The organism is Mitsuaria sp. GD03876 (genome assembly GCF_029840635.1).
Classification (GTDB): domain Bacteria; phylum Pseudomonadota; class Gammaproteobacteria; order Burkholderiales; family Burkholderiaceae_C; genus Roseateles.
Genome location: NZ_JAOCCU010000010.1, coordinates 78,742 through 99,468 on the forward strand (window position 1 = coordinate 78,742; position 20,727 = coordinate 99,468).

The 20,727-nt window shown below is 69.5% G+C and carries 23 protein-coding genes; 5 read left to right on the forward strand and 18 right to left on the reverse strand.

Features of this window, described 5'->3' with window-relative positions:
- The first annotated feature begins 15 nt into the window (after window positions 1–15).
- The 3 genes from N5D62_RS08450 to N5D62_RS08460 are packed head-to-tail and all read left to right on the forward strand — an operon-like array spanning window position 16 to window position 2,732.
- The gene (locus tag N5D62_RS08450; RefSeq protein WP_279757253.1) at window positions 16–675 is read left to right on the forward strand and encodes a response regulator; all 660 of its coding nucleotides are present in this window, start codon (window positions 16–18) and stop codon (window positions 673–675) included.
- Complete coding sequence (locus N5D62_RS08455) at window positions 672–2,102, forward strand: HAMP domain-containing sensor histidine kinase (RefSeq protein ID WP_279757254.1); 1,431 nt, start codon at window positions 672–674, stop codon at window positions 2,100–2,102. The genes N5D62_RS08450 and N5D62_RS08455 overlap by 4 nt, the downstream gene beginning before the upstream one ends.
- A 54-nt stretch (window positions 2,103–2,156) precedes the next feature.
- Window positions 2,157–2,732 carry an outer membrane beta-barrel protein gene (locus N5D62_RS08460; RefSeq protein ID WP_279757255.1) on the forward strand — a complete coding sequence of 192 codons (576 nt, stop codon included), beginning with the start codon at window positions 2,157–2,159 and terminating at the stop codon, window positions 2,730–2,732.
- Here the strand turns inward: N5D62_RS08460 and N5D62_RS08465 are convergent.
- The 5 genes from N5D62_RS08465 to N5D62_RS08485 form a co-directional block, all read right to left on the reverse strand.
- Complete coding sequence (locus N5D62_RS08465) at window positions 2,729–3,013, reverse strand: hypothetical protein (RefSeq protein WP_279757256.1); 285 nt, start codon at window positions 3,011–3,013, stop codon at window positions 2,729–2,731. The two genes, N5D62_RS08460 and N5D62_RS08465, sit on opposite strands and share 4 nt — an antisense overlap.
- A gap of 92 nt (window positions 3,014–3,105) precedes the next feature.
- Window positions 3,106–3,333, reverse strand: coding sequence for a hypothetical protein (locus N5D62_RS08470; RefSeq protein ID WP_279757258.1), 228 nt, complete (start codon window positions 3,331–3,333; stop codon window positions 3,106–3,108).
- Window positions 3,334–3,388: 55 nt separating this feature from the next.
- Window positions 3,389–3,565, reverse strand: a complete 177-nt coding sequence (locus N5D62_RS08475) for a hypothetical protein (protein WP_279757259.1) — start codon at window positions 3,563–3,565, stop codon at window positions 3,389–3,391.
- Between the two features lie 24 nt (window positions 3,566–3,589).
- Window positions 3,590–4,270: a hypothetical protein gene (locus N5D62_RS08480; protein ID WP_279757260.1), complete on the reverse strand. Its 681-nt coding sequence runs from the start codon at window positions 4,268–4,270 to the stop codon at window positions 3,590–3,592.
- Window positions 4,271–4,328: 58 nt separating this feature from the next.
- A complete protein-coding gene (locus tag N5D62_RS08485; RefSeq protein WP_279757262.1) occupies window positions 4,329–4,538 on the reverse strand; it encodes a hypothetical protein in 210 nt (69 codons plus the stop codon).
- 82 nt (window positions 4,539–4,620) lie between these two features.
- On the opposite strand from N5D62_RS08485, the gene N5D62_RS08490 reads away from it, so the two are divergent.
- On the forward strand, window positions 4,621–5,652 hold the full coding sequence (locus tag N5D62_RS08490) for a hypothetical protein (RefSeq protein ID WP_279757263.1): 1,032 nt from the start codon (window positions 4,621–4,623) through the stop codon (window positions 5,650–5,652).
- Window positions 5,653–5,670: 18 nt separating this feature from the next.
- Here N5D62_RS08490 and N5D62_RS08495 read toward each other — a convergent pair whose 3' ends face one another.
- From N5D62_RS08495 to N5D62_RS08540, 10 genes are all read right to left on the reverse strand, one after another.
- Complete coding sequence (locus tag N5D62_RS08495; RefSeq protein ID WP_279757264.1) at window positions 5,671–5,988, reverse strand: DUF971 domain-containing protein; 318 nt, start codon at window positions 5,986–5,988, stop codon at window positions 5,671–5,673.
- A complete protein-coding gene (locus tag N5D62_RS08500; RefSeq protein ID WP_279757265.1) occupies window positions 5,985–6,950 on the reverse strand; it encodes a HEAT repeat domain-containing protein in 966 nt (321 codons plus the stop codon). Before N5D62_RS08500 ends, N5D62_RS08495 begins: the two co-directional genes overlap by 4 nt.
- Window positions 6,951–7,053: 103 nt before the next feature.
- Window positions 7,054–7,989 carry an ABC transporter ATP-binding protein gene (locus tag N5D62_RS08505; RefSeq protein WP_279757266.1) on the reverse strand — a complete coding sequence of 312 codons (936 nt, stop codon included), beginning with the start codon at window positions 7,987–7,989 and terminating at the stop codon, window positions 7,054–7,056.
- The gene (locus tag N5D62_RS08510; RefSeq protein WP_279757267.1) at window positions 7,986–8,750 is read right to left on the reverse strand and encodes an ABC transporter permease; all 765 of its coding nucleotides are present in this window, start codon (window positions 8,748–8,750) and stop codon (window positions 7,986–7,988) included. Before N5D62_RS08510 ends, N5D62_RS08505 begins: the two co-directional genes overlap by 4 nt.
- A 138-nt stretch (window positions 8,751–8,888) precedes the next feature.
- On the reverse strand, window positions 8,889–10,286 hold the full coding sequence (locus N5D62_RS08515) for an ABC transporter substrate-binding protein (protein ID WP_279757325.1): 1,398 nt from the start codon (window positions 10,284–10,286) through the stop codon (window positions 8,889–8,891).
- Between the two features lie 31 nt (window positions 10,287–10,317).
- Window positions 10,318–10,563 (reverse strand): ferredoxin family protein, encoded by a 246-nt coding sequence (locus N5D62_RS08520; protein ID WP_279757269.1) that lies wholly within the window; start codon window positions 10,561–10,563, stop codon window positions 10,318–10,320.
- Window positions 10,560–12,296, reverse strand: coding sequence for a fumarate reductase/succinate dehydrogenase flavoprotein subunit (locus N5D62_RS08525; protein ID WP_279757270.1), 1,737 nt, complete (start codon window positions 12,294–12,296; stop codon window positions 10,560–10,562). Before N5D62_RS08525 ends, N5D62_RS08520 begins: the two co-directional genes overlap by 4 nt.
- 1 nt (window position 12,297) lies before the next feature.
- A complete protein-coding gene (locus tag N5D62_RS08530) occupies window positions 12,298–13,062 on the reverse strand; it encodes a GntR family transcriptional regulator (protein ID WP_279757271.1) in 765 nt (254 codons plus the stop codon).
- A 121-nt stretch (window positions 13,063–13,183) separates the two neighbouring features.
- The gene (locus N5D62_RS08535) at window positions 13,184–15,133 is read right to left on the reverse strand and encodes a hypothetical protein (RefSeq protein WP_279757273.1); all 1,950 of its coding nucleotides are present in this window, start codon (window positions 15,131–15,133) and stop codon (window positions 13,184–13,186) included.
- Between the two features lie 247 nt (window positions 15,134–15,380).
- On the reverse strand, window positions 15,381–17,417 hold the full coding sequence (locus tag N5D62_RS08540; protein ID WP_279757274.1) for a peptidase inhibitor family I36 protein: 2,037 nt from the start codon (window positions 17,415–17,417) through the stop codon (window positions 15,381–15,383).
- Between the two features lie 314 nt (window positions 17,418–17,731).
- Between N5D62_RS08540 and N5D62_RS08545 the strand changes: the two genes are divergently transcribed.
- A complete protein-coding gene (locus N5D62_RS08545) occupies window positions 17,732–19,132 on the forward strand; it encodes a carbohydrate-binding protein (protein WP_279757275.1) in 1,401 nt (466 codons plus the stop codon).
- Window positions 19,133–19,156: 24 nt separating this feature from the next.
- On the opposite strand, the gene N5D62_RS08550 is transcribed toward N5D62_RS08545, so the two are convergent.
- The 3 genes from N5D62_RS08550 to N5D62_RS08560 are packed head-to-tail and all read right to left on the reverse strand — an operon-like array spanning window position 19,157 to window position 20,674.
- Window positions 19,157–19,507, reverse strand: coding sequence for a hypothetical protein (locus tag N5D62_RS08550; RefSeq protein WP_279757276.1), 351 nt, complete (start codon window positions 19,505–19,507; stop codon window positions 19,157–19,159).
- 22 nt (window positions 19,508–19,529) lie between these two features.
- Window positions 19,530–20,324, reverse strand: coding sequence for an aminoglycoside adenylyltransferase family protein (locus N5D62_RS08555; protein WP_279757326.1), 795 nt, complete (start codon window positions 20,322–20,324; stop codon window positions 19,530–19,532).
- The gene (locus tag N5D62_RS08560; RefSeq protein ID WP_279757277.1) at window positions 20,324–20,674 is read right to left on the reverse strand and encodes a GFA family protein; all 351 of its coding nucleotides are present in this window, start codon (window positions 20,672–20,674) and stop codon (window positions 20,324–20,326) included. Before N5D62_RS08560 ends, N5D62_RS08555 begins: the two co-directional genes overlap by 1 nt.
- Between the last annotated feature and the right edge of the window lie 53 nt (window positions 20,675–20,727).

Here is a 20,727-nt window from a genome sequence, read left to right on the forward strand (position 1 = left end):
CCGCCGCCACGCCGCATGCACATCCTTCTCGTCGAGGACGACCTCAATCTCGGTCGCGCCTTGCAGGCCGCGCTTCGGATCGAAGGCCACAACAGCGAGTGGCTGCGCCGCGCGGCCGATGCGCCGGTCCAGCTCGATCCGGACGCGCAGGATGCCGTCCTGCTCGATCTGGCGCTGCCGGACGGTGACGGCCATCGCCTGCTGACGCGCTGGCGACGCCAGGGCTGCACGGTGCCGGTGATCGTGATCACCGCGCGCGCGGCCTTGCAGGACCGCCTGGCTGGTTTCGACGGCGGCGCCGACGACTACGTGGTCAAGCCCTTCGAGATCCCGGAACTGATCGCCCGGCTGCGGGCCGTGGTTCGTCGCGGCGCCCGGCAGGCCGACGACTGCTGGCGCCTGGGCGCGCTGACGATCGAGTCCGCCCGTCGACGCGTGCTGCTCGATGGCGCGGAGTTGTCGCTCTCACCGCGGGAGTTCCAGCTGTTGATCGAGCTCGCGCGCGAACGCGGCGGCGTGGTCGCCAAGCACGCGCTGGCGCAACGCCTGTCGCCGCTGGGCGAGCCGCTGGACTTCGGCACGCTGGAAGTGCACCTGGCCAACCTGCGCCGCAAGATCGGCGCCGCGCGCATCGGCACCGTGCGCGGCGTCGGTTATTGGCTGGAGTGCGCATGACCCGGCGGTCCGCGCGCCGGTCGTTGCGCGACCGGTTCGGCCGCTGGCTGGGTCCGACGCTGACCCGGCGCCTGATCGGCGCGCTGCTGGTGGCGGTCGCGCTGCTGGCCGCGCTGGTGCTGGTGCAGGACCAGATCGATGTCCGCCAGCAGCTCGCCGCCGACCCCGGCGTCCGCCAACTCGGCCGCCAGCTGGCCGCGGGACTCGATGAAATCGACGATGCGGCGCAGGCGGCCCGGCTGATCGCCGGCCATGCGCGCCATCTCCATGCACAGCGCGAGTGGCAGCGGCAGCACGCCGACGCCGACCTCCTCGTCGGCGACGTGCTGCTGCAGCTCTACGACCGCTCGGGGACATTGCTCTACGCCTCCGCGCACGCCGAGCCCATCGCGCGCGTGGGTGTCGGCGAGCAGGTCCTGGCCGGGCGGCGTCACTGGACCTGGCGCGCGGACGGTCCGCGCTGGTCGCTGCGGGTGGCCGAGCCGGCCATCGACAACGCCCGGCTGCTGGGTTTCGCCGGCTGGGAGCTGTCCAAGCAACTGCTGCTGGCCCTGCCGCTGATGGTCCTCCCGCTGTGGGTGGCCGTGCGGACGGGCCTGACGCCGCTGCGCCGCTTCACGCGCCGCATCGAGGGCCTCGACACGGAGGCGACGCTGGCTCCGCTGGACATGGACCTGCGGTATGCCGAGCTGCGCCCGCTGGGTCAGGCCTTCGACACCTTGCTGCGGCGCCTGCGCGAGCGGGTCGAGCGCGAACAGTCCTTCGTCCATGACGCCGCCCACGAACTGCGGACGCCGCTGGCCGTGATCGCCGCGCAGGCGCACGTGCTGGTGCACGCGCGGGACGAGGCGGCGCGCGACGAGGCGTCGACGGCGATGCTCGACGCCGTCGCGCGGAGCGCGCGTCTGTCGCAGCAATTGCTGGACCTTGCGTCGCTCGATCCGCGCGCCGCGCCCGTCGTGGAGATCGTCGACGTCGCCGCGTTCAGCGCGCGACTGCTGGCGGAGCGCAACGCGGACGCCCGGCAACGCGGGCTGTCCCTCTCGCTGGACGCACCGGACCGGGTGCTGGCGCGCCTGGATCGCGTGGCGATGGCATCGATCCTGCAGAACCTGCTGGACAACGCGTTGCGCTACGTGCCCGCGGGTGGCCGCATCGAGGTCGCCTTGTCGACCGACCCGCGGCACGGTCTGCGGCTCAGCGTCGCCGACGACGGGCCCGGCATCGCGGTGGAACATCGGGCGCAGGTGTTCGACCGCTTCTGGCGCGGACGCCACCATGACCAGCCGGGATCCGGCCTGGGGCTGGCGATCGTGCGGCAGGCCGCCGCACGCCTGGGCGGCCGCGTCACGCTGGAGGCCGGCGCCGATGGCCGCGGCGCGCGCTTCGAGCTGCACGTGCCGGCCTCGGTCTTGGGCATTCCTTAAGGTCCGCGTTTTCAGAATGGCGCCGTCAATGTCGACAGCCTTCTGAAAGCAGCAGTGAAGACGTTTCCGCTCCGACTTCTCGCGACGATCCCGCTGGCCTGGATCGCCTCGGCGGCGTTTGCAGCCGATCCCTACGTTGGTTTCTCGTGGGCCACGCCCGGCGAGGCACGCCTGAGCAACGGGCCCTCGAGCACGATCAAGAACAACAACAACCCCACGGCCGTGCGCCTGTACGGCGGCTTGCGATTTACCCCCGCCTGGTCGCTGGAGGCGGGCTACGGCGCCTTCGGCAGCTGGCGATTCACGGGCCTGACGTCCGGCCCGCGCGACACGGCGCGGATCTCGTCCGACGTCTTCTCGATCGCGGGGCGCTACTCGGTGGATCTGGACGACACGTTCTCGGTGTTCGGCAAGGCCGGTCTCGCGGTGAACCGCTTCCGGTACCGCGACTCGCTGGGGCAGTCGGTCCGTGATCGCCTGGTCCGTCCGATGTGGGGCATTGGCGTCGAGGCCAGGCTCAGCGATGCGCTGTCCGTGCCGCTGGAGTTCGAATCGTTCGGCAGCGGACGGACGCAGCTCGGCAAGTTCAACCAGCGCAAGCTGGAGATCGGCCTGAAGCTCAGCTTCTAGGCGTCGGCCCGGTCGGGCCGAGCCGATGAGGCCGGCGCTGCGTGCGGGACGTCGCTATCGCCCGGTGCCGCGAGCGCCGGCGATGCCGGAGACGATGGAGGCGGTGCTGGGGTCCGCTTCATCGCCTTGAGAGAAGCGCGCGCTGAAATGGGACCCGTCACGATGAGGCAAACGACAACGACGATGAAGCCAGCCGGAAAGATGTCGAAGAGGGTGGGCACGAAGATGTAGACGGCCGTGCTGACGGCCAGCAGGACCTGCAGCCACTTGATCCATTTCATGGTGTTGCGCCTTCGATTGAAGGCCTCCTTTTCATCCTGTCAGCTACTTCAGCGAGTGGAATGGGCGTCGACAGGAGCATGAATACGGCGAGCTAGGCCTTCTTCGGCCGCAAGAGCGCCAGGGCGATCCAGACGAAGGTCACGGCCCCGACGGCATAGATCGCCACGCCGACCCAAAAGGGCCAGCCGCTCGACATCGACACCACTGTGTCGGACGTCGATCGGGAAGCGAGGACCACTTCCCCTGTCATGAGCACACGAACAACGTAGCCGACCACGCACACCCCCATCGCCAGGGAGATCCAGCCGACGACGGTCAACAGTCGCTTGATTGGGTGATCGGTCACAAGCCATTCCCTTCGTCTGAAGATGACGTCAATTCTGTTCTCCCAACTTCTTCTCCGCCGCCTTGATCACCCTGGCCGGCTTGGACCGCATCGCCTGAGCTCGGCATCGCCTCTCCGAAGCAACGACGAAAGCCGGATGCTCCGCGAGGAGATCGCAGATGACGGCATCGAGCGGATGCTTGCGTGTGACTTGGACGAGCTTCAAGCGGCACCTACGTTTCGCGGGTTTTCACTCCGGCTTGGCGAAGTTGGGAAATACCTTGACGCCGATGCTCACGCCGGTTGCGGCTGCGCGACCCATGGTCTTCGCGCCCGGCAGCGCTTCGAGAGGAACCGCGATCCAGCCGCGATTGCCGGATGAGTCCAGGAGGTGCCAAGCCATCTTCTTGTCCTGCAGATTGACATCCCCGATGGATTGCCAAGCCGTAGGCGACACCTCTGCTCGACCATCCAGGACGCCGAGCCCTCTGGGGTACATCCAGCCGAAGAGCGTCGCGCCACATTTGATCGTGGACTTCCCTTTCAGCACGGACCAATGCCCGAGGCCGACCATGGCGCCCATCGACAAGGTGACGGTTCTTCTCCTCCAAATGGGCGCCTTGCCGTCCACAGGCCAGTCGGCTTCCGAGATCTCGACGTCGACCTTTCGAGTGGGATCGCCGCTGGAGAACGTCGAAGGGCGGGAGGAATCATTCAGGGTCACCGGATCGGAGAAGCGAACTGCACACAAGCGTGACCCCGCCCGAATCAAAGTCAGTCGATCCCCGATCGGGTCGATCCACTCGAACCCGATGATCGCCGCGTCCGAAGTGCGCTGAATCACGATCCTTTCGTCGGGCCGGCTCACTCCGTCTGCCAGCGCGCAGGTGGTCGCCGCGACCAGCGGCACGCTTGCAACGCAACGAATCATTGAGAACGGCATTCGTTGGAACCTCGGTAGCCCGCGATGAAGGTGCACAGCGCCATGCCTACCGCTCCTCGGCGCCCGAGCGCTCCGGCGCCTCGTCCTTGCGCTTACGTTCCCTCAATGCCGCGCGGGCCGACACTGGCCCGATCACGAGGATCAGCGGCAGCAGGATGAAGAAGAGAGACGGAAAGTTGTCGTGCACGACGGGCAGGAAGACATAGGCGCCGCTGGCCGCGAACAACAGCACCTGAACGACCTTCAGCCATTTCATCTGGCGCCTCCTCCCGGCGGCGATGCTAGTGCCTCGAGCGCCGATACCCGGCGCGGACTTTCCCTCTCGCGTCGCCCCGGCGGTGTGGCGCCCAACCCTGTATCGTCACGCCTCCAAACAAGGTCCTGGGGAGGACGTCGTGAGATGGACAACGTGGTGGCTGGCCGCGGCGGGCGCCGTTCTCGGCGCATTGGCCGCAGTGCTGGTCTTCTTCAGCGGGCATGAAGCGTCCTCCGCGAGTGACGCAGCGACAAGCGCGGTGTCTGACACCGCTGCATCGCGGAACTTCCCCGCGGGACGACCCGCCGCCTTACCGTCATCGGACGCAGCGTCCACGCCCGCCCCGGCACCCGCGACCAACGCCAGCCTCAGCCCCGCGCTCCGCTGGGACCGCGCCTTCGCCCAGGCTCGCCAGACCAACATCCGCGTCGCCGCGCATCAGGCCGCGATCAGCGGCGCGCTGATCGACGCGGTGGCCGTCGAGCAGGCGCGGCAGCGCTGCTCGCGCCTGGATCTCGAGTTCCGGACCGCCGTGCATCTCCACAAGGACCAGGTGACCGACACCATGAAGCAGGCCTTCAAGCGCACCGCCCAGGCCTGCGAAGGCTTCGGCGAGCTGAGGTTCCGCCCGCTCTATGGCATCAAGGACGACGGCGGCTTTGGCGAGCTCGCCGCCGATCTGCATGCGGGCCGGGGCCTGATGCGCGATGCCGCGCGACGCGAGCGGCTCCTCCAGCAGGTGATCGAGACGAAGTCGATCGAGCTGCTGGACCACATGCGGACGATGCTGGACATCCCGGCCATGGCGCCGTTCGGCTTGCAGCCCGCGACCGAGCTGCCCGCGATCATCGACCGCGCGCTGCTGCAGCTCGCGGTGCAACTGCGTGCCTGCAATCAACGCGGCGACTGTGACCGCGTCGCGCAGGAGAACTTCCAGTGCCTCGACTACAACGCCTGCGTCTCGGACCTGAACCGCTTCCCCGAGGAACGCATGTTTGGCTCGGTGTCGCAGCAGGCGTTCCTGTTCAAGATCACGCCGGAACCGCTGGATCAGGCCGCGTTGCGCAAGCGCTGGGACGAGATCCAGGCGGCCGTGGCCCGGATCGGCGGGTGACGGATCGGCGTCGATCGCTCAGCCGGCTGGCGCCGGCGCGCGCGCCAGATCGCGCAGCATGGACCAGGGATAGATGCCCCTCGCGTGGCCGTCGCTGAACCCGAGCCGCAACGCGTAATGCCCTACCAGGTCGGCCTCGATGAGCCGAATTCCTGGATCGACCACTGACGCCTCGCCCCGACGCGAGGCGGCGACGCAGTGGGCGCAACGGCACGCCGCGCGCAGCGAGGTAGCGCTGAGCGTCAGCTCGCCGTCTGACCATCGCAGCCGGAGCTCGCTACCGGCGACCTCGATGCCCTCGGGCGCCTCCGATGCGCTCTGAACTCCGGCGCTCATGACAACCGCTGGCGCGCCAGCCTCGCGGCCTTGCGCACCTCCGGATCCGGATCGGCGTCCGCGGCCTCCAGCGCTGGCAGCGCCTTCGCATCGCCGATCTCGCCCAGCGCGATCGCGGCCTCCTTGCGCAGGTTGCCGGCGCGCGCCGTCAGCGCCTCGATGAGCACCGGCAGCGCCTGCACGTCGCGCAGCCGGCCGAGCGACCGCGCCGCGCGCAGCTGGACTTGCCAGTACTCATCGGCCATCGCCTGCCTCAGCGCCTCGCAAGCCTCGCCCTGCCCCAGCTTGCCCAGCGTCGTCGCCGCCTCTTCGCGGACCTGCCACGCGGAGTCGCGAAGCGCCGCGCACAGCGCGGACAACACCGATGCCGCTTCGCCCGGCGACGCCAAGCCAAGCGCGCCAGCGGCCACGCGGCGCACCTCGGCATCCGCGTCTTCCGTGGCCAGGCCCGCGAGCGCAGGCAGCGACGGCGAATGCTTCAACCAACCCAACACGCCCACCGCCTCGCGGCGCACCGCCACGTCGGCATGCGCGAGCGCCATCGTCGCGGGCACCGCCGCCGCCGGGACGCGCAGCTCCTTGAGCGCGCGCAGCGCGGCCGCCGACACGAACGCATCCGCGTCATCCGCGCGGGACACGAGCCGCGCGCCCGCCACCGGATCCTTCAGCTCGGCCAGTGACTGCGCCGCTGCCTCGCGCACCTCCGCCTCGTCGCGGAGCGCATCGGCCAGCGCGTCGACCACGTCGCCGTCGTTCCAGCCCGCCAGCACGCGGGCGGCCTCGGCCCGGAGCGTCGCTTGCGGATCGCGGCGCAACACCGCCACCAACGCGGGCAGCAGGGCCTCGTCCTCCACGTCGGTGAAGTCGAGCAAGGCGACACGCCGCACGCCTGCGTCAGGGCTCGACAGGCGCTGGCGCAGGTCGTCGACGCGGGGATCGGTATCGGATGAAAGGAAGGTCATGGGCATCAAAGGGGGGCCTGGGGACCAATGGAAGCAACCGAATCGATGGCGCCCATCAGGTCGATGGATCGAGGGGTCGATGGGATCGGGCAGTCGGACGACCTCAAACGGCGAATCGCCATTGCGACGGCGTTGGCGGCGCGCCCAGCGGCGTGAGTCGCTCCAGCGGCGGCCCGTCCGTGTCGTGCCGCAGCAGCGCGAGGCAGCGCCGCTTGAGCGCGACGAACGCAGGATCGGTGAGGTGCTCCGCGCGGCGCGGGCGCTCGAACGGCACGTGCAGCGCCTCGACGATGCGCCCCGGCCGCGCGCTCATCACCAGCACGCGATCGGCCAGGAACAGCGCTTCGTCGATGTCGTGGGTGACGAAGACCACCGTCGGCGACAACCGCGACCACAGCGACAGCAGCAGTTCCTGCATCCGCGACCGCGTCAACGCGTCCAGCGCGCCGAAGGGTTCGTCCATCAGCAGCACGCGCGGCCGGTTGATCAGCACGCGTGCGATCTCGACGCGCTGCTGCATGCCGCCGGACAGCTCGCGCGGGTAGCGGTGCTCGAAGCCGGACAGGTCGACGAGGTCGAGCAACTCGCGAGCTTCGCGCTCGCGCGTCGCGCGGTCGACGCCCTTCATCTTCAAGCCGTAGGCGACGTTGCCGAGCACCGTCTTCCACGGAAACAGCGTGTGCTGCTGGAACACCAGCCCACGCGCGGGATCGGGCCCGACGATGGACGCACCGTCCACGCGCAGCTCGCCACGCGCGATCCGCAGGTGCCCCGCGAGCGCGCCCAGCAGCGTCGACTTGCCGCAGCCCGACGGTCCCAGCAGGCAGATGAACTCCCCGGGCGCGACGTCGATCGACACGTCGTGCAGGACCTCGAAGCGCGCGGCGCCCTGCCCCACCTCGATGCTGACGCGGTCGACCGCGACATGGCCGCTCGACGGCCTCGGCCGAGGCGGCGCTTGTGGCGGCGACGGCAACGGCGCTTGAAGCGATCGCGCCTGCGGCGGCGCCGCTCGCTCCGACAGCAACGGCGCCGTCATTGCGCGCCTCGCTGCGGCCGGTACCACGGCATCCAATGCCTCCCGGCCCACTGGATCAACGCGCTGCTGCCCATGCCAAGCGCCCCAATCAACAGCATGCCGACGACGATGTTCGGGTAGTTCTGCACCGTGTACGACTCCCAGGTGAAGTAGCCGATGCCGTACTGGCCGGCGATCATTTCCGCGGTCACCAGGCAGAACCAGCAGGTCCCCATGCCGATCGACAGCCCGGTGACGATGCTGGGCGCCGCGCCCGGCGCGATCACCTCGAGGAACAACCGCGCGCGCCGCGTGCCCAGGCTGCGCGCCGAGGCCACGAGCCGCGCGTCGACCGCCTCGGCGCCGTGGATCGTGTTCAGCAGGATCGGGAACACCGCGCCGGTGAAGGTGATGAACACCATGCTGCCCTCCGACGACGGGAACATCAGGATCGCCAGCGGGATCCACGCCACCGCGGGGATCGGCCGCAGCACCTCCAGCGGCGGCAGCAACGCATCCCGCGCCCAGCGCGAACGCCCGACCAGCAGCCCGAGCCCGATGCCCACCAACGCCGCCGCGCCGAAGCCCAGGCCGACTCGCAGCAGGCTGCTCGTCAGATGCGCCACGAGCTTGGGCGAACGCAGCAGCTGCCATGCCGCCTCCAGCACCTCGGCGGGTGGCGGCACGTTGGCGAAGGTGATGACACCGAGGTTCCACCGCGCGGTCGCGGCCAGGTGCCACAACACGACGCACACCACGATCGAGCCGACGCGTAGCGCCAAGCCGCCGATTGGCACCGGCCGGCGCCCGCGGTGATCCGGAGGAGACGCCGATGCGGACGCCGATGCCGATGCCGATGCCGAAGTCGACGCCGTACCGACGGGGATGGCGGTGGGGAGCGCGCTCATCGCATCCGCCGCTCAGGACGCCGGCTTCACGGCCGCCTTCGCGCCGGCGAAGTCCAGCACGCGGCCGCGGTTGGCCGACGCGTAGGCCGCGGCCGTGTCCTTCTGCAGGAAGGCGCTCAACTGCCCCTTCCCGTCGATCGCGTACCAGCTGGTCGGCGCCAGCAGCTTGATGCGCTGGATCAGGTCATGCACGTACACCGCGCGCGCCTTGCCGCCGCCGGCCTCGATCCGGCGCAGGTCGGCCAGCGCGCCTTCGATGCTCGCGTAGTGGCGCACCTTGGGCTCGCCCTGCACCCAGATGCCGGCCACGCGCTGCAGGTCCACGATCGGCTTCCCGGTCGTCGCGTCGACCGCCTTCAACGGCAGCTTGTCCTTGTTGGCCAGCCGCTGCTCGTAGTTCAGCCCCGCCTGCTTGAACGCGGCGCGGAGGTAGCGGTCGTCGACGAAGGTCTCGGCATTGAGCGGCGAATCTCGCCCCATCAGCTTGAGCGTCTCGATCGAGGTCTTCAGCGCCTGCCGGTACTCCGGCTTCCAGGTGAAGTCTCGCGTCTGCAGCCCCTGCGGCCCGTGATAGAGGTAGTTCACCGCCGCGTCGATGCCGGTGACCTTCTCGATCAGCTCGCTGTACTTCTCGGGCTCGGCGGCGATGAGCCGATCGGCCTCGATGGCCGCGCGCAGGAAGGCGACGACCACCTCCGGATACCGCTCCGCGTAGGCCGCGTTCACCAGCGAGCCGTGGTACGTCGGCGTCTGGGCCTGCGCGCCGTCGTAGATCTTGCGCGCGACGCCGCGATGCTCGAACAGCTCGACGAAGGGCACGAAGTCCGCGTGCGCCTCGATCTTGCCGGCCTGCAGCGCGGGCCCGGCGACCTCGGGGGCCTGCGTGATGATGGTCACGTCCTTCTGTGGATCCCAGCCCTGGGCCGCCACCGCGCGCAGCAGCATGCCGTGCGCCGTGGACGCGAACGGCACCGAGATCGTGTGCCCCTTGAGCTCCGACAGCAGCGTGACCTTGGAGTCGCGCGGCACCACGATGCCGTTGCCGCTGCCCAGCGTGCTGCCCGACAGCACGGTGATGAACACGCTGCGCTTGCCCGCCTTCAGGAAGGCCGCGCCGTTGTTGGAACCGGGGAAGTCGGCCATCGAGCCGATGTCCAGCTTGTCCGCGACCATCTCGTTGGTCAGCGGCGCGCCGGAGGTGAAGTTCTTCCACTGGATGTCGTAGCTGACGTCCTTGTACCGGCCGTCGCGCGGCAGGTACTTCTCCAGCAGCTTCAGCTCGCGGATCAGCAAACCGCCGGTGGCGCAGTTGATCGTCGTGTCCTGCGTGCCGATGGCCACGCGGATGGTCTCGGCCGACGCGCCGGCGGTGACGCCGGCGAGGATGACCGCCAGCACGGCGGCGCTCAGGGATCGGATGGGGTTCACGGGCTCTCCAGGGTCAACGCAGCAGGTAGGGGATGTCGACGCGCACCGCGCCGGTCGGGCAGTCCTTCTCGCAGGGCATGCAGTACCAGCACTCGTCGAACTTCATGTAGGCCGCGCCCTTGACCAGGTCGATGGCCAGGACGTCGAGCGGGCACACGTCCACGCAGACGGTGCAGCCCTTGTCGGCGATGCACTTGTCGGCGTCCACGGTGACGGGAACGGCGCTCGGATGGAACGCCAGGGGAGCGATGGCAGTCATGCGGGAAGGGCCTCGGCGGGAGTGGCGATGCGCAGGTGCCGGTACGCGTGGCGCTCGGCATCGGCGATGGGGACGATGTAGGGCTCGATGGCGCGCTTGAAGCTGACCATCTCGCCGCGTTCGTCTTTCTTCAGCTGCGCGTGGCAGAACCAGTTCGCGTCGTCGCGCTCGGGGAAGTCGACGCGCGCGTGGTACAGGCCCCAGCGGCTCTCGGTGCGGTACAGCGAGGCCCGCGCCGCCATCTCCGCGCAGTCGCGGATCGCGTGCACCTCCAGCGCCCGCATCAGCTCGTGCGGCTCGCGCGCCTTCAGGCGCGACAGGTCCTCGCGGATCGCCTCGAAGCGCTCCAGGCCGATCGCCATCTTGCGGGTCACCTTCGGCGGCTGCAGGTAGTCGTTGACCATGCGGCGCAGCTTGTATTCGACCTGGTTGGGCGGCAGGCCGTCCTCGCGCAGCAGCGGCGCCCAGACGCGGCGGCGCTCGTCCTCGACCTGGCCCGCGTCGACCGCGGCGAAGTCGTGCCCGGCGCTGAAGCGCGCGCTGCTCTCGCCGGCCAGCTTGCCGTAGACGAAGGCGCCCAGCATGTAGTTGTGCGGCACGCAGGCCATGTCGCCGGCCGCATGCAGGCCCGGCACCGTCGTGCGCGCGTGCTCGTCCACCCAGACGCCGGAGGCCGAGTGTCCGCTGCACAGGCCGATCTCGGAGATGTGCATCTCGACCATGCGCTCGCGGTAGTCGGTGCCGCGCCCGGCGTGGAAGCGGCCCCGGCTGGGCCGCTCGTTGGTGTGCAGGATGGTCTCGATGGCGGCGATCGTCTCCTCGGCCAGGTGGTCGAGCTTGAGGAACACCGGGCCCTTGCCGCCCTGCAGCTCCTGATAGAACTCCCACATCATCTGGCCGCTCCAGTAGTCGCACTCGATGAAGCGCTGGCCCTCGGCGTTGGTCGTGTAGCCGCCGAAGGGGCCGGTGACGTAGGCGCAGGCGGGGCCGTTGTAGTCCTTGATCAGCGGGTTGATCTGGAAGCACTCCAGCCCCGAGAGCTCTGCCCCCGCGTGGTACGCCATCGCGTAGCCGTCGCCTGCGTTGGTCGGGTTCTCGTAGGTCCCGAACAGGTAGCCCGAGGCCGGCAGCCCCAGCCGGCCCGCCGCGCCGCAGCTCAGCACCACGGCCTTGGCGCGGATGACGTGGAAGTCGGCGGTGCGGCAATCGAAGCCCATCACGCCGCAGACGCGGCCGTCGGCGGCGGTGAGCAGCCGGGTCGCGACCAGCCGGTTGGTGACCTCGACCCGGGTGCGCTTGAGCTGCCGGTACAGCACCTTCTTGATGTCGTGCCCTTCCGGCATCGGCAGCACGTAGCTGCCCATGTGGTGCACCTTCTTGACGGCGTAGTCGCCGGTCTCGTCCTTCTCGAAGCGCACGCCCCAGCGGTCGAGCTCCTCGATCATCGCGAAGCTGTCGCGGGCATAGGCCATCACCGTCTTCTGGTTGACGATGCCGTCGTTGGCCAGCGTGATCTCGCGCACGTACTGCTCGGGCGTCGCGTGGCCGGGGATGATGGCGTTGTTCAGGCCGTCCATGCCCATCGAGATCGCGCCGCTGCGCTTGACGTTGGCCTTGTCCAGCAGCAGCACGCGCAGCGACGGATCGGCCTGCTTGGCCTTGACCGCGGCCATCGGTCCGGCGGTGCCGCCGCCGACGACGACCACGTCGTATTCATGCTCGAAGGTCTGCATCTCAGCGCTCCTGGCGGTGACGGTCCACGCGCAGCCGGTACTGGAAGGCGTCGGCGCGGAAGTGGAGGTATTCGAAGTCGATCGGCGTGCCGCTTGCGTCGTGCGTGAGCCGCTCGATGCGCAGCACCGGCGCGCCCTCGCCGATGCCCAGCGTCGCGGCCAGCTCGGCGTCGGCCAGGGTCGCGTCGATCTTCAGGTCGGCATGGCCCAACGGCAGGCCGCATTCGTTCTCGAGGATCAGGAAGATGTCGCGGGTGACGAGGTCGGCCTGCGCCAGCCGCTTGCCGATCGCCGCCGGCACGTAGGTGATCTCCAGCGACACCGGCTCGCGGTTGAGCAGCCGCACGCGGCGGATCTCGGCGACCGGGGCTCCCTCGGCCAGGTTCAGGCGGGCGGCGACCTCGCGATCGGCGTCGAGGAAGCGCAGGCCCTGCAGCTGGTTGAGCACCTCGTAGCCCATCGCCGACATCGATTCGGCGAAGCCCATCAGGCTGCTGACGTTCTGGAAGGCCTTGGGCCGCGAGACGAAGCTGCCCTTGCCCTGCAGCGTGTAGATCAGCCCCTCGCGCTGCAGCGCGGCCAGCGCCTGGCGCAGCGTGATGCGGCTGACGCCGAAGGCCACGCCGAGTTCGCTCTCGGACGGGAGCTGCGACAGCGGCGGGTAGCTGCCGTCGAGGATCCGGCCGCGCAGGATCTCCTTGATCCGCGCGTGCAGCGGCGCGCTGGGCAGCGCGATGAGTTCAGCGGAGGAAGAGGGAACGTGCATCCCGGAGCCACCTGTTATGACGAGTGGCTCGCAGCGTAGACAGGCGTCCGCGCGGCGCGAAGTTGGATTCGCGCATATCGATATCGGGTGGATGCCGCGATGGGCATCCCGCGGGTCGGGCTCAGCGCGCCAGCTCGACCCGCCGCGCGTTCAGGCCGTCCGACACGATGAACTCGAAGCGGCCGCCGGCCGGCAGCGCCTGCGTGTCCAGCGTCGCCTCGCCGCCTTCCAGGTCCTGCGCCAGGTTCAGGCGTCGCGTGCCGTCGGTCCAGGTCACGGTCAGGAACGGCGCGGCCTGCGCGTGCCATCGCACCGACGCCTCGCCGGCGGCTTCCGTCATCCGGACCTGCGCGCCCGCCACGCCGGAGGTCCCTCCGGCGGGCACGGCGCGCCTGGTGCGCCCGCCGTTCGCCCGGGACGGCGTCGGCACCTGCCGCAGCATCACGCCGTCACGAAGGACGCTGATGCTGGCGATGGCATCGGCCCTGGGCACGATCGCGCTGAAGTGCCGCACGTCGTCGCGATGCCCCAGCGACCGGGCGGTGAACGCGACATCCCGGATCTCGCCGCTCGTCGTCTGCACGCGCAGCAGGTACGGGCCGGCCGACGCGTCCGGCTTGGCGAACAGCGCCTTCACCGGACTGAACTCGACCTGGCCGTCCCGCAGGAGCCCGCTGATCAGCAGCACCTCCCGCGCGGCCTTCTCGACGCTTGCCGTCATCCCGGCCGCGGTGGATGCCGACGCGCCGGCCGCCACGCCGCCGCGCCCGCCCGTCACGTGGCGCTGCATCTTGCGGTAGTGATAGTCCGAGAACACCGTTCCGTCGCAATAGCTCATGACATCGTGGCGATCGGTCGGGCGTGGGTCGTGGAAGCGCTTCGTGTCCGACAGGTAGCTCCAGACATGTCGCCCCGGCTTTCCCAGGTTGGCATTGGGATACGGGTAGTCGGCATTCAGCGAGCCGGCGCCGCCGCACGGGGCGTGGTCCAGCGAGAAGTTGTGACCCAGTTCGTGCACGACCGTGTCGCGCACCGCGTCCGGATGGTCCGGCCGGTCCGCGATGACCGCGGCGTTCCCCGGCCAGAAGGCGACGCCCGTGTCACCGCGGTTGCTTTCCTTGGGAAGGAAGCCGACGTAGTGATCCTGGCTCGTCGCGCCCTCGATGTGTCGCAGCTCTTCCATCTCGACCAGGACCTGGTCGAAGGCGCGCCTCCATGCCGTTCCGTCGGTCGGCAGCGTCTTCACCTTGCCCGACACGAAGACCGGACGCGATGTCGACGTCACCGTCGACACCGGAAACAGCGCCTGCAGACGCGCGGTCAACGCCGCCATGTCCGCCGGCGTCCGGCCCGTCGCGCCGCCGAGACGCACCGGGATGGGCACGAGCCGCATCGGCCCGGCGACGCCCACCCGCGGCGTGAAGCTCCGCGCGGGGAGGCCGGCGATGGTGACCGTCACCCTCAGGCCCGGCTTCACCAGCTCCGCCGGGATGGTGACGCTGTAGGCGTCAAGGAGGGTCTGCGTCTCCGACACCGTCATGGGCAGCAGGTCATACAGCGGCTTGCTCAGTGCCAGTTCCCGGCTGCCGCCGTCGATGGTGTTGTCGATGCGCACGCTCGCGGCCCGATGGGAGCCGTCCCGGTCCGCCGTCGTCACATTGACCTTCAGCAGCACCGCCTTGTCGGCCACCAGCTCCAGGTCGCCGTCGGCGCTGTCGTACAGCATGGTCTGCGCGAACTGCACGGACGCCATCATCAGGTTCGGTCTCGTGTAGACGAGGTACGAGGACGTGATGTCGTTGAAGCCGATGTCAACGAGCTTCCTGACGTTCTCGGTCAGCTGGACCGAGCGACCGCGATGGTTGGCGTGTTCGAACAGCTCGACGACGAGGCCCGCCGGAACGCGGACCGAGGAGATCGCGTCGTTCCACCTGGGGCCGACCCAAGGGTTGCTGTGCCTCCCGCACAGGGCGAGGTCTTCGTAATGCGGGTGCGCGAAGAAGCAGGGTTCCGAGCCCGCCGCCGCGTCGGTGGCCGCGAACGCCGCGAGTAGGAGGAACGACGTCGCCACCGGAGGGCGACGGAGGAGATGCCGACGGCGTGTCGTGAAGAGGCGCATGCGGGACGATCGTTGTTGCGGGGCCGGCATCGATGCCGAGCCGCGTCAGTGACACGCCGGTGGCCAGGCATCGCCGGCTTTGCGATGACACCGATCGGGGAAAGTCGCCCGCCGCGCGCCCCATGAACGACAACGGGGAACCGGACGTTCCCGCCCGATTCCCCGAAGGTCATGCGCCCGCGAGGGCGCACGGTGACGCTCAGCGCGCCAGTTCGATCCGCTGCGCGTTCAGGCCATCCGACACGATGAACTCGAAGCGGCCGCCGGCCGGCAGCTCATGCGTGTCCAGCGTCGCCTCGCCGCCCTGCAGGTCTTGCGCCAGGTTCAGGCGCCGCGTGCCGTCGGTCCAGGTCACGCTCAGGAACGGCGTCGCCTCCGCGTCCCAGCGCAGCACCGCCTTGCCGCCGGCCTCGCTCAGGCGCACCAGCGCGCGGCTCGCGCCGCTGGCCAGGGCCTTCTGGCGCGCGTTGCTCACCCGCGCCTGTGCCTGGCCCAGCGTCGCGCCGTCGCGCAGCACGCTGATGCTGGCGATGTTGTCCAGCTTGGGCACCAGCACGCTGAAGTGCAGCAGCTCGCCGTCATGGTCCAGCGCCTGCGCGGTGAACGCGACCTCCTTGACGTCGCCCGTCACCGTCTGCACGCGCAGCACGTACGGGCCGCCGGCCGCGTCGGGCTTGGCCACCAGCGTCTTGACCGGGTTGATCTCGACTTGCTTGCCGCGGATGCTGCCGCTGACCAGCAGCACGTCCTGCGGCGACACCTTGGCATCGCCGTCCGACGAGGCCGCGGCGCCCTTGACCTGCGCGGCCGCGGCGTCGCCCGGCGTCAGGAAGGTCTGCATCAGGCGGTAGTTGTAGTCGGAGAACACCGTGCCGCCGCAGTAGCTCATGATGTCGTGGCGGTCGGTCGGACGCGGGTCGTAGAACGTGTTGGTGTCCGACAGGTAGCTCCAGATGTAGCGGCCCGGCTTGCCCAGGTTGGCATCGGGGTACGGGTACTTCGGATCCGGCGAGCCGGCGCCGCCGCAGGCCGCGTGCGGCAGCGAGAAGTTGTGGCCCAGCTCGTGCGCCACGACGTCGCGCACGGTGTCCGGATTGCTCGGCATGTCGAAGCCGACGGCCGAGGTGCCCGGCACGTAGCCCAGGCCCGCCAGGCCCCAGGTGCGCTTGGGGATGAAGCCGAAGTAGTAGTCCTGGCGACCGGCGCCCTCGATGCGGTGCAGGTCGTTGAGCTCGCCCAGGATCTTGCCGAACGCGTCGCTCCATTGCGCGTCGGTGGCCGGCAGCGAGGTCACCTTGGCCGACACGAAGGTCGGGTGCGAGCGCAGCGTCACCGACGACACCGGGAACAGCGCGCGCAGGTGCGCGCTCTGGTCGACCGGCAACTGGCCGGTGGTGCCGGCGATCTTCACCGGGATCGGCACGAAGCGCATCGCCACGCCGCCGCCCACGCGCGGCGTGAAGCTCTGCGCCGCGGCGCCGGCGACGTTGACCGTCACCTTCAGGCCGCTCTTGACCAACTCCGCCGGCACGCTGACGCTGTAGGCGTCGTCGAAGGACTGCGTCTCCGACACCGTCGTGGGCAGGCCGCGGCGCGGCGCGCTCAGCACCAGGTCGCGGCTGCTGCCGTCCAGCGTGTTGTCGATGCGCACGGTGGCCGTCGGCGCGGCGGTGCCGGCCGGGGCGGTCACGTTGACCTTCAGCAGCGTCGGCTTGTTGGCCACCAGCACCAGCTGGCTGTCGCTGCTGCCGTACAGCATGGACTGCGCGAACTGCACCGAGGCCAGCGTCACCTTCGCGGCGGCCGGCGGCGTCGTGATCTTCAGCGACGAGGTGGCGTCGTTGAAGCCGGCGCCGACCAGGTTGGCGTTGTCCGCGCTCAGCGTGATCGAGCGGCCGCCGTAGTTGATGTCGGCGAAGAGCTGCACCTTGAAGCCGGCCGGCACCCGGACCGACGACACGCGGTCGTTCCAGGCGTTGCCGATCCAGGCGGAGCTCGCGCTCAGGCAGGTGCTGGCGCCGCCGTAGTTCACGTGCTCGTAGAAGCAGACCTGCGTCGCCGCGGCGGCCGCGGTGCCGGAGACCGCGCCGGTGGCGCCGGTCTGGCGGCCCGCCGCGACCGCGGGATCGTTGGCGTCGCCGCCGCCGCAACCGGCGAGCACGCCGGCCAGCGCCAGCGACAGGGCGAGCGGATGCAGACGAGGGGCGCCGCCCGGGCGCCTCGTGGTGATCGACATGGAGAGTCCTTCCTTGGAAGTTCGGGTGTGGGGTGCTTGGGGAGGCGGCGGATTATTCGGAGCGCTCCTCGCACGGCCTGCAACCGGCGGCGCCGATTCGTAAGCACGCGAACGCGGCTTTGCGCCTTCGGCGCTTCACAAGACAGACAAACGGCGCAACCGCTTGCAACGCCCGGTTGCACTGGATACGAAACCGCTGTCGCCGATTCAGGGGAGATGCTTGAAAGCGGTTTCAAGAAACCCACAGAATCGCCGCGGACCCCCACCGATCGGCCGGATGTCCCGGCCGGGTCCGCACTTCAAGGGAGCCTGTCATGTCATTGCCCATCCCGTTCACCCGCCCTGCCCTGATCGCCGCGCTGGCCCTGTGCGGCGTCGCTGGCGGCGCGCTCGCGCAGACCAAGGTCGTCGGCTACATCCCGTCGTACAAGGGCCTGCGCGCGGTCGCCGACCGGACCGACTTGAGCAAGCTCACCCACCTGAACCTCGCCTTCGCGAATCCGTCGGCCAGCGGCAGCTTCCTCAGCGGCGGCAATCCGACCTGCATGGAATCGGCCAGCGGCGCCGACATCGGCTACGTCGTGCAGAAGGCGCATGCGGCCGGCGTGAAGGTGCTGGTGTCGGTCGCGGGCGGTGTGATCCCGGGCTGCTCGGGCAACTGGCAGGGGCTGCTGCAGCCCGGCAGCCGCGCGGCGACGATCAACGGCCTGGCGCAGTTCGTGAACACCTTCGGGTTGGATGGGGTCGATGTCGACCTCGAGGGCGCGCTGCTGACCGCGATCGACCAGGCGGGCAACTACACGCCGTTCATCCAGGGCCTGCGCGGCGCGTTGCCCGGCAAGCTGGTCACCGCGGCGACGGCGACCTATGAGGGCGGGATGATCCCCGTGTCCTCGCTGCCGCATTTCGACTTCGTGACGATCATGGCCTACGACGCGGTCGGGCCGAGCTGGGGGCAGGTCGGCACCGAGCATTCGCCGCTGTCGCTGGCGCAAAGCAATGTCGCGACCTGGCAGGCGCGCGGGCTGTCCAAGGACAAGCTGGTGCTGGGCGTGCCGTTCTACGGCTACGGTTTCAACGGCTACGCGTCGGACTACGGGTTCAACGACATCGTCAACCAGTTCGGCGCGGCGGCCGCGCAGAAGGACCTGATCGGCACGCTGTGCGCGAGCTGCGGCTACATCACCTACAACGGCATCCCGACGATCAAGGCCAAGACGCGGCTGGCGCTGCAGCAGGGCTCGGGCGTGATGATCTGGGAGCTGTCGCAGGACGCGGCCGGCGCCAACAGCCTGCTCGGCGCGATCCGCGCGGAGATCGGCGGCACCACGCCGCCGCCGTCCGGGCAACTGATCGAGGCCGAGAACTACAGCAACCAGAACGGCGTGCAGACCGAGGCCTGCAGCGAAGGCGGCCGCAACGTCGGCTGGATCGACGCCGGCGACTGGATGGTCTACGGCAACGTCAACTTCCCGACGAGCGGCAGCTACCGCGTCGAGTACCGCGTGGCGAGCCCGAGCGGGTCGCGGCTGTCGCTGGACCTGAACGGCGGCAGCATCCAGCTCGGCCAGGTGGCGATCCCGGCCACCGGCGGCTGGCAGAACTGGACGACGGTGTCCCACACCGTGACGGTGAACGCGGGGACGTACAACCTCGGCGTCTACGCGCAGGCCGGTGGGTGGAATCTGAACTGGGTGCGGGTAACGAAGCTGTGAGGGCTGCGTCGCCTACCCGTCCCCTCATTCGTGATCCGACAAGCGGGTCGGCCAGCCGGCGGGAATGAGCTTGCCGTTGAATCGGACCATCCACTTCGGGTCGAAGACGCGAAGTGGATAGATCACCAGGCCGTTCTCGACGACGGAGATCTGCACTGGAAGCAAGTCTGGCTCCGCCTCGACGAGCAGCTCGATCTCGTGACCGGGAGACATCCAGATCTCCTGGCACAGCATCTCCAGGAAGATGAGCATCGGCTTGTCCGTCTCGTTCTTGAAATGGCCGATGGAGATCAGGTTGCCAGGCTCCGTGGCGACATCCGCCTTGTCCTGTGAACCGTCGGGCTTGCCGCCGCGAAAGAAATCGAAAAACGCCATGGGTGCATCACCAGCGCCGCGGTCACCCGGCCGCGCGCTGGATCTCCGTCTTGCAGAAGTGGATGGCCGCGGCGAGCGGCCCCGGATCCCGTGCCAGGTCGTCCGGCCGGCCGTCGACATACGCGGCGGCCGCGCGCGCCATGACGGCCGCGTGGTTCGGCGGCAGGCGGTCGATCGCCCACGCCGCCGCCGCGTCCTTGGACGCGATCCCGCCGGTGCACACGCTGTACCAGATGCGCGCCAGCGCCAGCACCACCGTCTGCTCGTCGCCTTCCCAGTCGGCGGGCTCGTTCCATTGCGCGATCGTGTCGAGCAAGGCGCGCCGGAAGTCGGCCGGCGGCACTGGCTCGAAGAGGACCGCGGCCTCGGGCCCGTGCAGGCAGGCGCTGTGTTGCCGCAGCTTCGTGATCAGGATCGCGAGGTCGGGGTCGGTCATCCCGGGCTCGAATCGCCCGGCCTCGATGTCCTCGCGCAGCCATTCGCCGAACTGCATCTCGCGCCGCGCGGGATGGCGCCACGGCACCACCTCGTCCCGCGCGACGACGGTCACCTCCAGGGGACGGCGTTCATCCGAGTTCAGCGGCGGCGCCGAGTGCGCCAGCAGCTCCCGCATCAGCGCCTCCCGGGTCGCGTCCGTCATCGGCGCGGCCACCGTGACCATCAGGTCCAGGTCGCTCTGCGGCTTGAGGCCGCCCGCCATCGCCGAGCCGTAGAGGTGCACGGCGACGAGGTCCGCGCCCAGGTGGCGCGTCAGCACCGCCTGGACGTCTGCGAGTTGGGCCTCGGTATTGGCGTCGGTGTTGGCGTCGGTGTGGATCACATGTCCCTGCCGTTGAAATGGGTCACCGGGATGCTCTCCAGGTCGATGCCCTCGAGACAGCGGACGTTGATCGCCGCCATCGCGTTGCCCTTCGGATCGGTCCCGTCGGCATAGGGATGGATGCCGCATTCCGGGCAGAAGCGGTGCTTGATCATGTGGCGGTTGAACTCGTAGACCTTCGCCGCCGCCTCGTCGGTCAGCAGCCGGAACTGTGCCTTCGGCACGAACCACAGCAGCGAGCCCTTGCGCTGGCAGATCGAGCAGTTGCACGCCATCGCGCCGTCGATCTCCCCGTCCACCTCATAGGCCACGCGTCCGCAGTGGCAGCTTCCCTTGAACGTCGTCATGCCGTCTCCTACCTTGCGTAGTGTCTGGAAGCCGGCGACCTTACCTCACCGGC

What these genes read in the sequence shown, in the direction of transcription:
- N5D62_RS08520 (WP_279757269.1), bottom strand. Translation starts at nt 10,563, where the DNA reads ATGACTGCCATCGCTCCCCTGGCGTTCCATCCGAGCGCCGTTCCCGTC.
- N5D62_RS08465 (WP_279757256.1), bottom strand. Translation starts at nt 3,013, where the DNA reads ATGAAATGGATCAAGTGGCTGCAGGTCCTGCTGGCCGTCAGCACGGCC.
- N5D62_RS08495 (WP_279757264.1), bottom strand. Translation starts at nt 5,988, where the DNA reads ATGAGCGCCGGAGTTCAGAGCGCATCGGAGGCGCCCGAGGGCATCGAG.
- N5D62_RS08485 (WP_279757262.1), bottom strand. Translation starts at nt 4,538, where the DNA reads ATGAAATGGCTGAAGGTCGTTCAGGTGCTGTTGTTCGCGGCCAGCGGC.
- N5D62_RS08500 (WP_279757265.1), bottom strand. Translation starts at nt 6,950, where the DNA reads ATGACCTTCCTTTCATCCGATACCGATCCCCGCGTCGACGACCTGCGC.
- N5D62_RS08450 (WP_279757253.1), top strand. Translation starts at nt 16, where the DNA reads ATGCACATCCTTCTCGTCGAGGACGACCTCAATCTCGGTCGCGCCTTG.
- N5D62_RS08550 (WP_279757276.1), bottom strand. Translation starts at nt 19,507, where the DNA reads ATGGCGTTTTTCGATTTCTTTCGCGGCGGCAAGCCCGACGGTTCACAG.
- N5D62_RS08530 (WP_279757271.1), bottom strand. Translation starts at nt 13,062, where the DNA reads ATGCACGTTCCCTCTTCCTCCGCTGAACTCATCGCGCTGCCCAGCGCG.
- N5D62_RS08540 (WP_279757274.1), bottom strand. Translation starts at nt 17,417, where the DNA reads ATGTCGATCACCACGAGGCGCCCGGGCGGCGCCCCTCGTCTGCATCCG.
- N5D62_RS08545 (WP_279757275.1), top strand. Translation starts at nt 17,732, where the DNA reads ATGTCATTGCCCATCCCGTTCACCCGCCCTGCCCTGATCGCCGCGCTG.
- N5D62_RS08560 (WP_279757277.1), bottom strand. Translation starts at nt 20,674, where the DNA reads ATGACGACGTTCAAGGGAAGCTGCCACTGCGGACGCGTGGCCTATGAG.
- N5D62_RS08505 (WP_279757266.1), bottom strand. Translation starts at nt 7,989, where the DNA reads ATGACGGCGCCGTTGCTGTCGGAGCGAGCGGCGCCGCCGCAGGCGCGA.
- N5D62_RS08525 (WP_279757270.1), bottom strand. Translation starts at nt 12,296, where the DNA reads ATGCAGACCTTCGAGCATGAATACGACGTGGTCGTCGTCGGCGGCGGC.
- N5D62_RS08455 (WP_279757254.1), top strand. Translation starts at nt 672, where the DNA reads ATGACCCGGCGGTCCGCGCGCCGGTCGTTGCGCGACCGGTTCGGCCGC.
- N5D62_RS08480 (WP_279757260.1), bottom strand. Translation starts at nt 4,270, where the DNA reads ATGATTCGTTGCGTTGCAAGCGTGCCGCTGGTCGCGGCGACCACCTGC.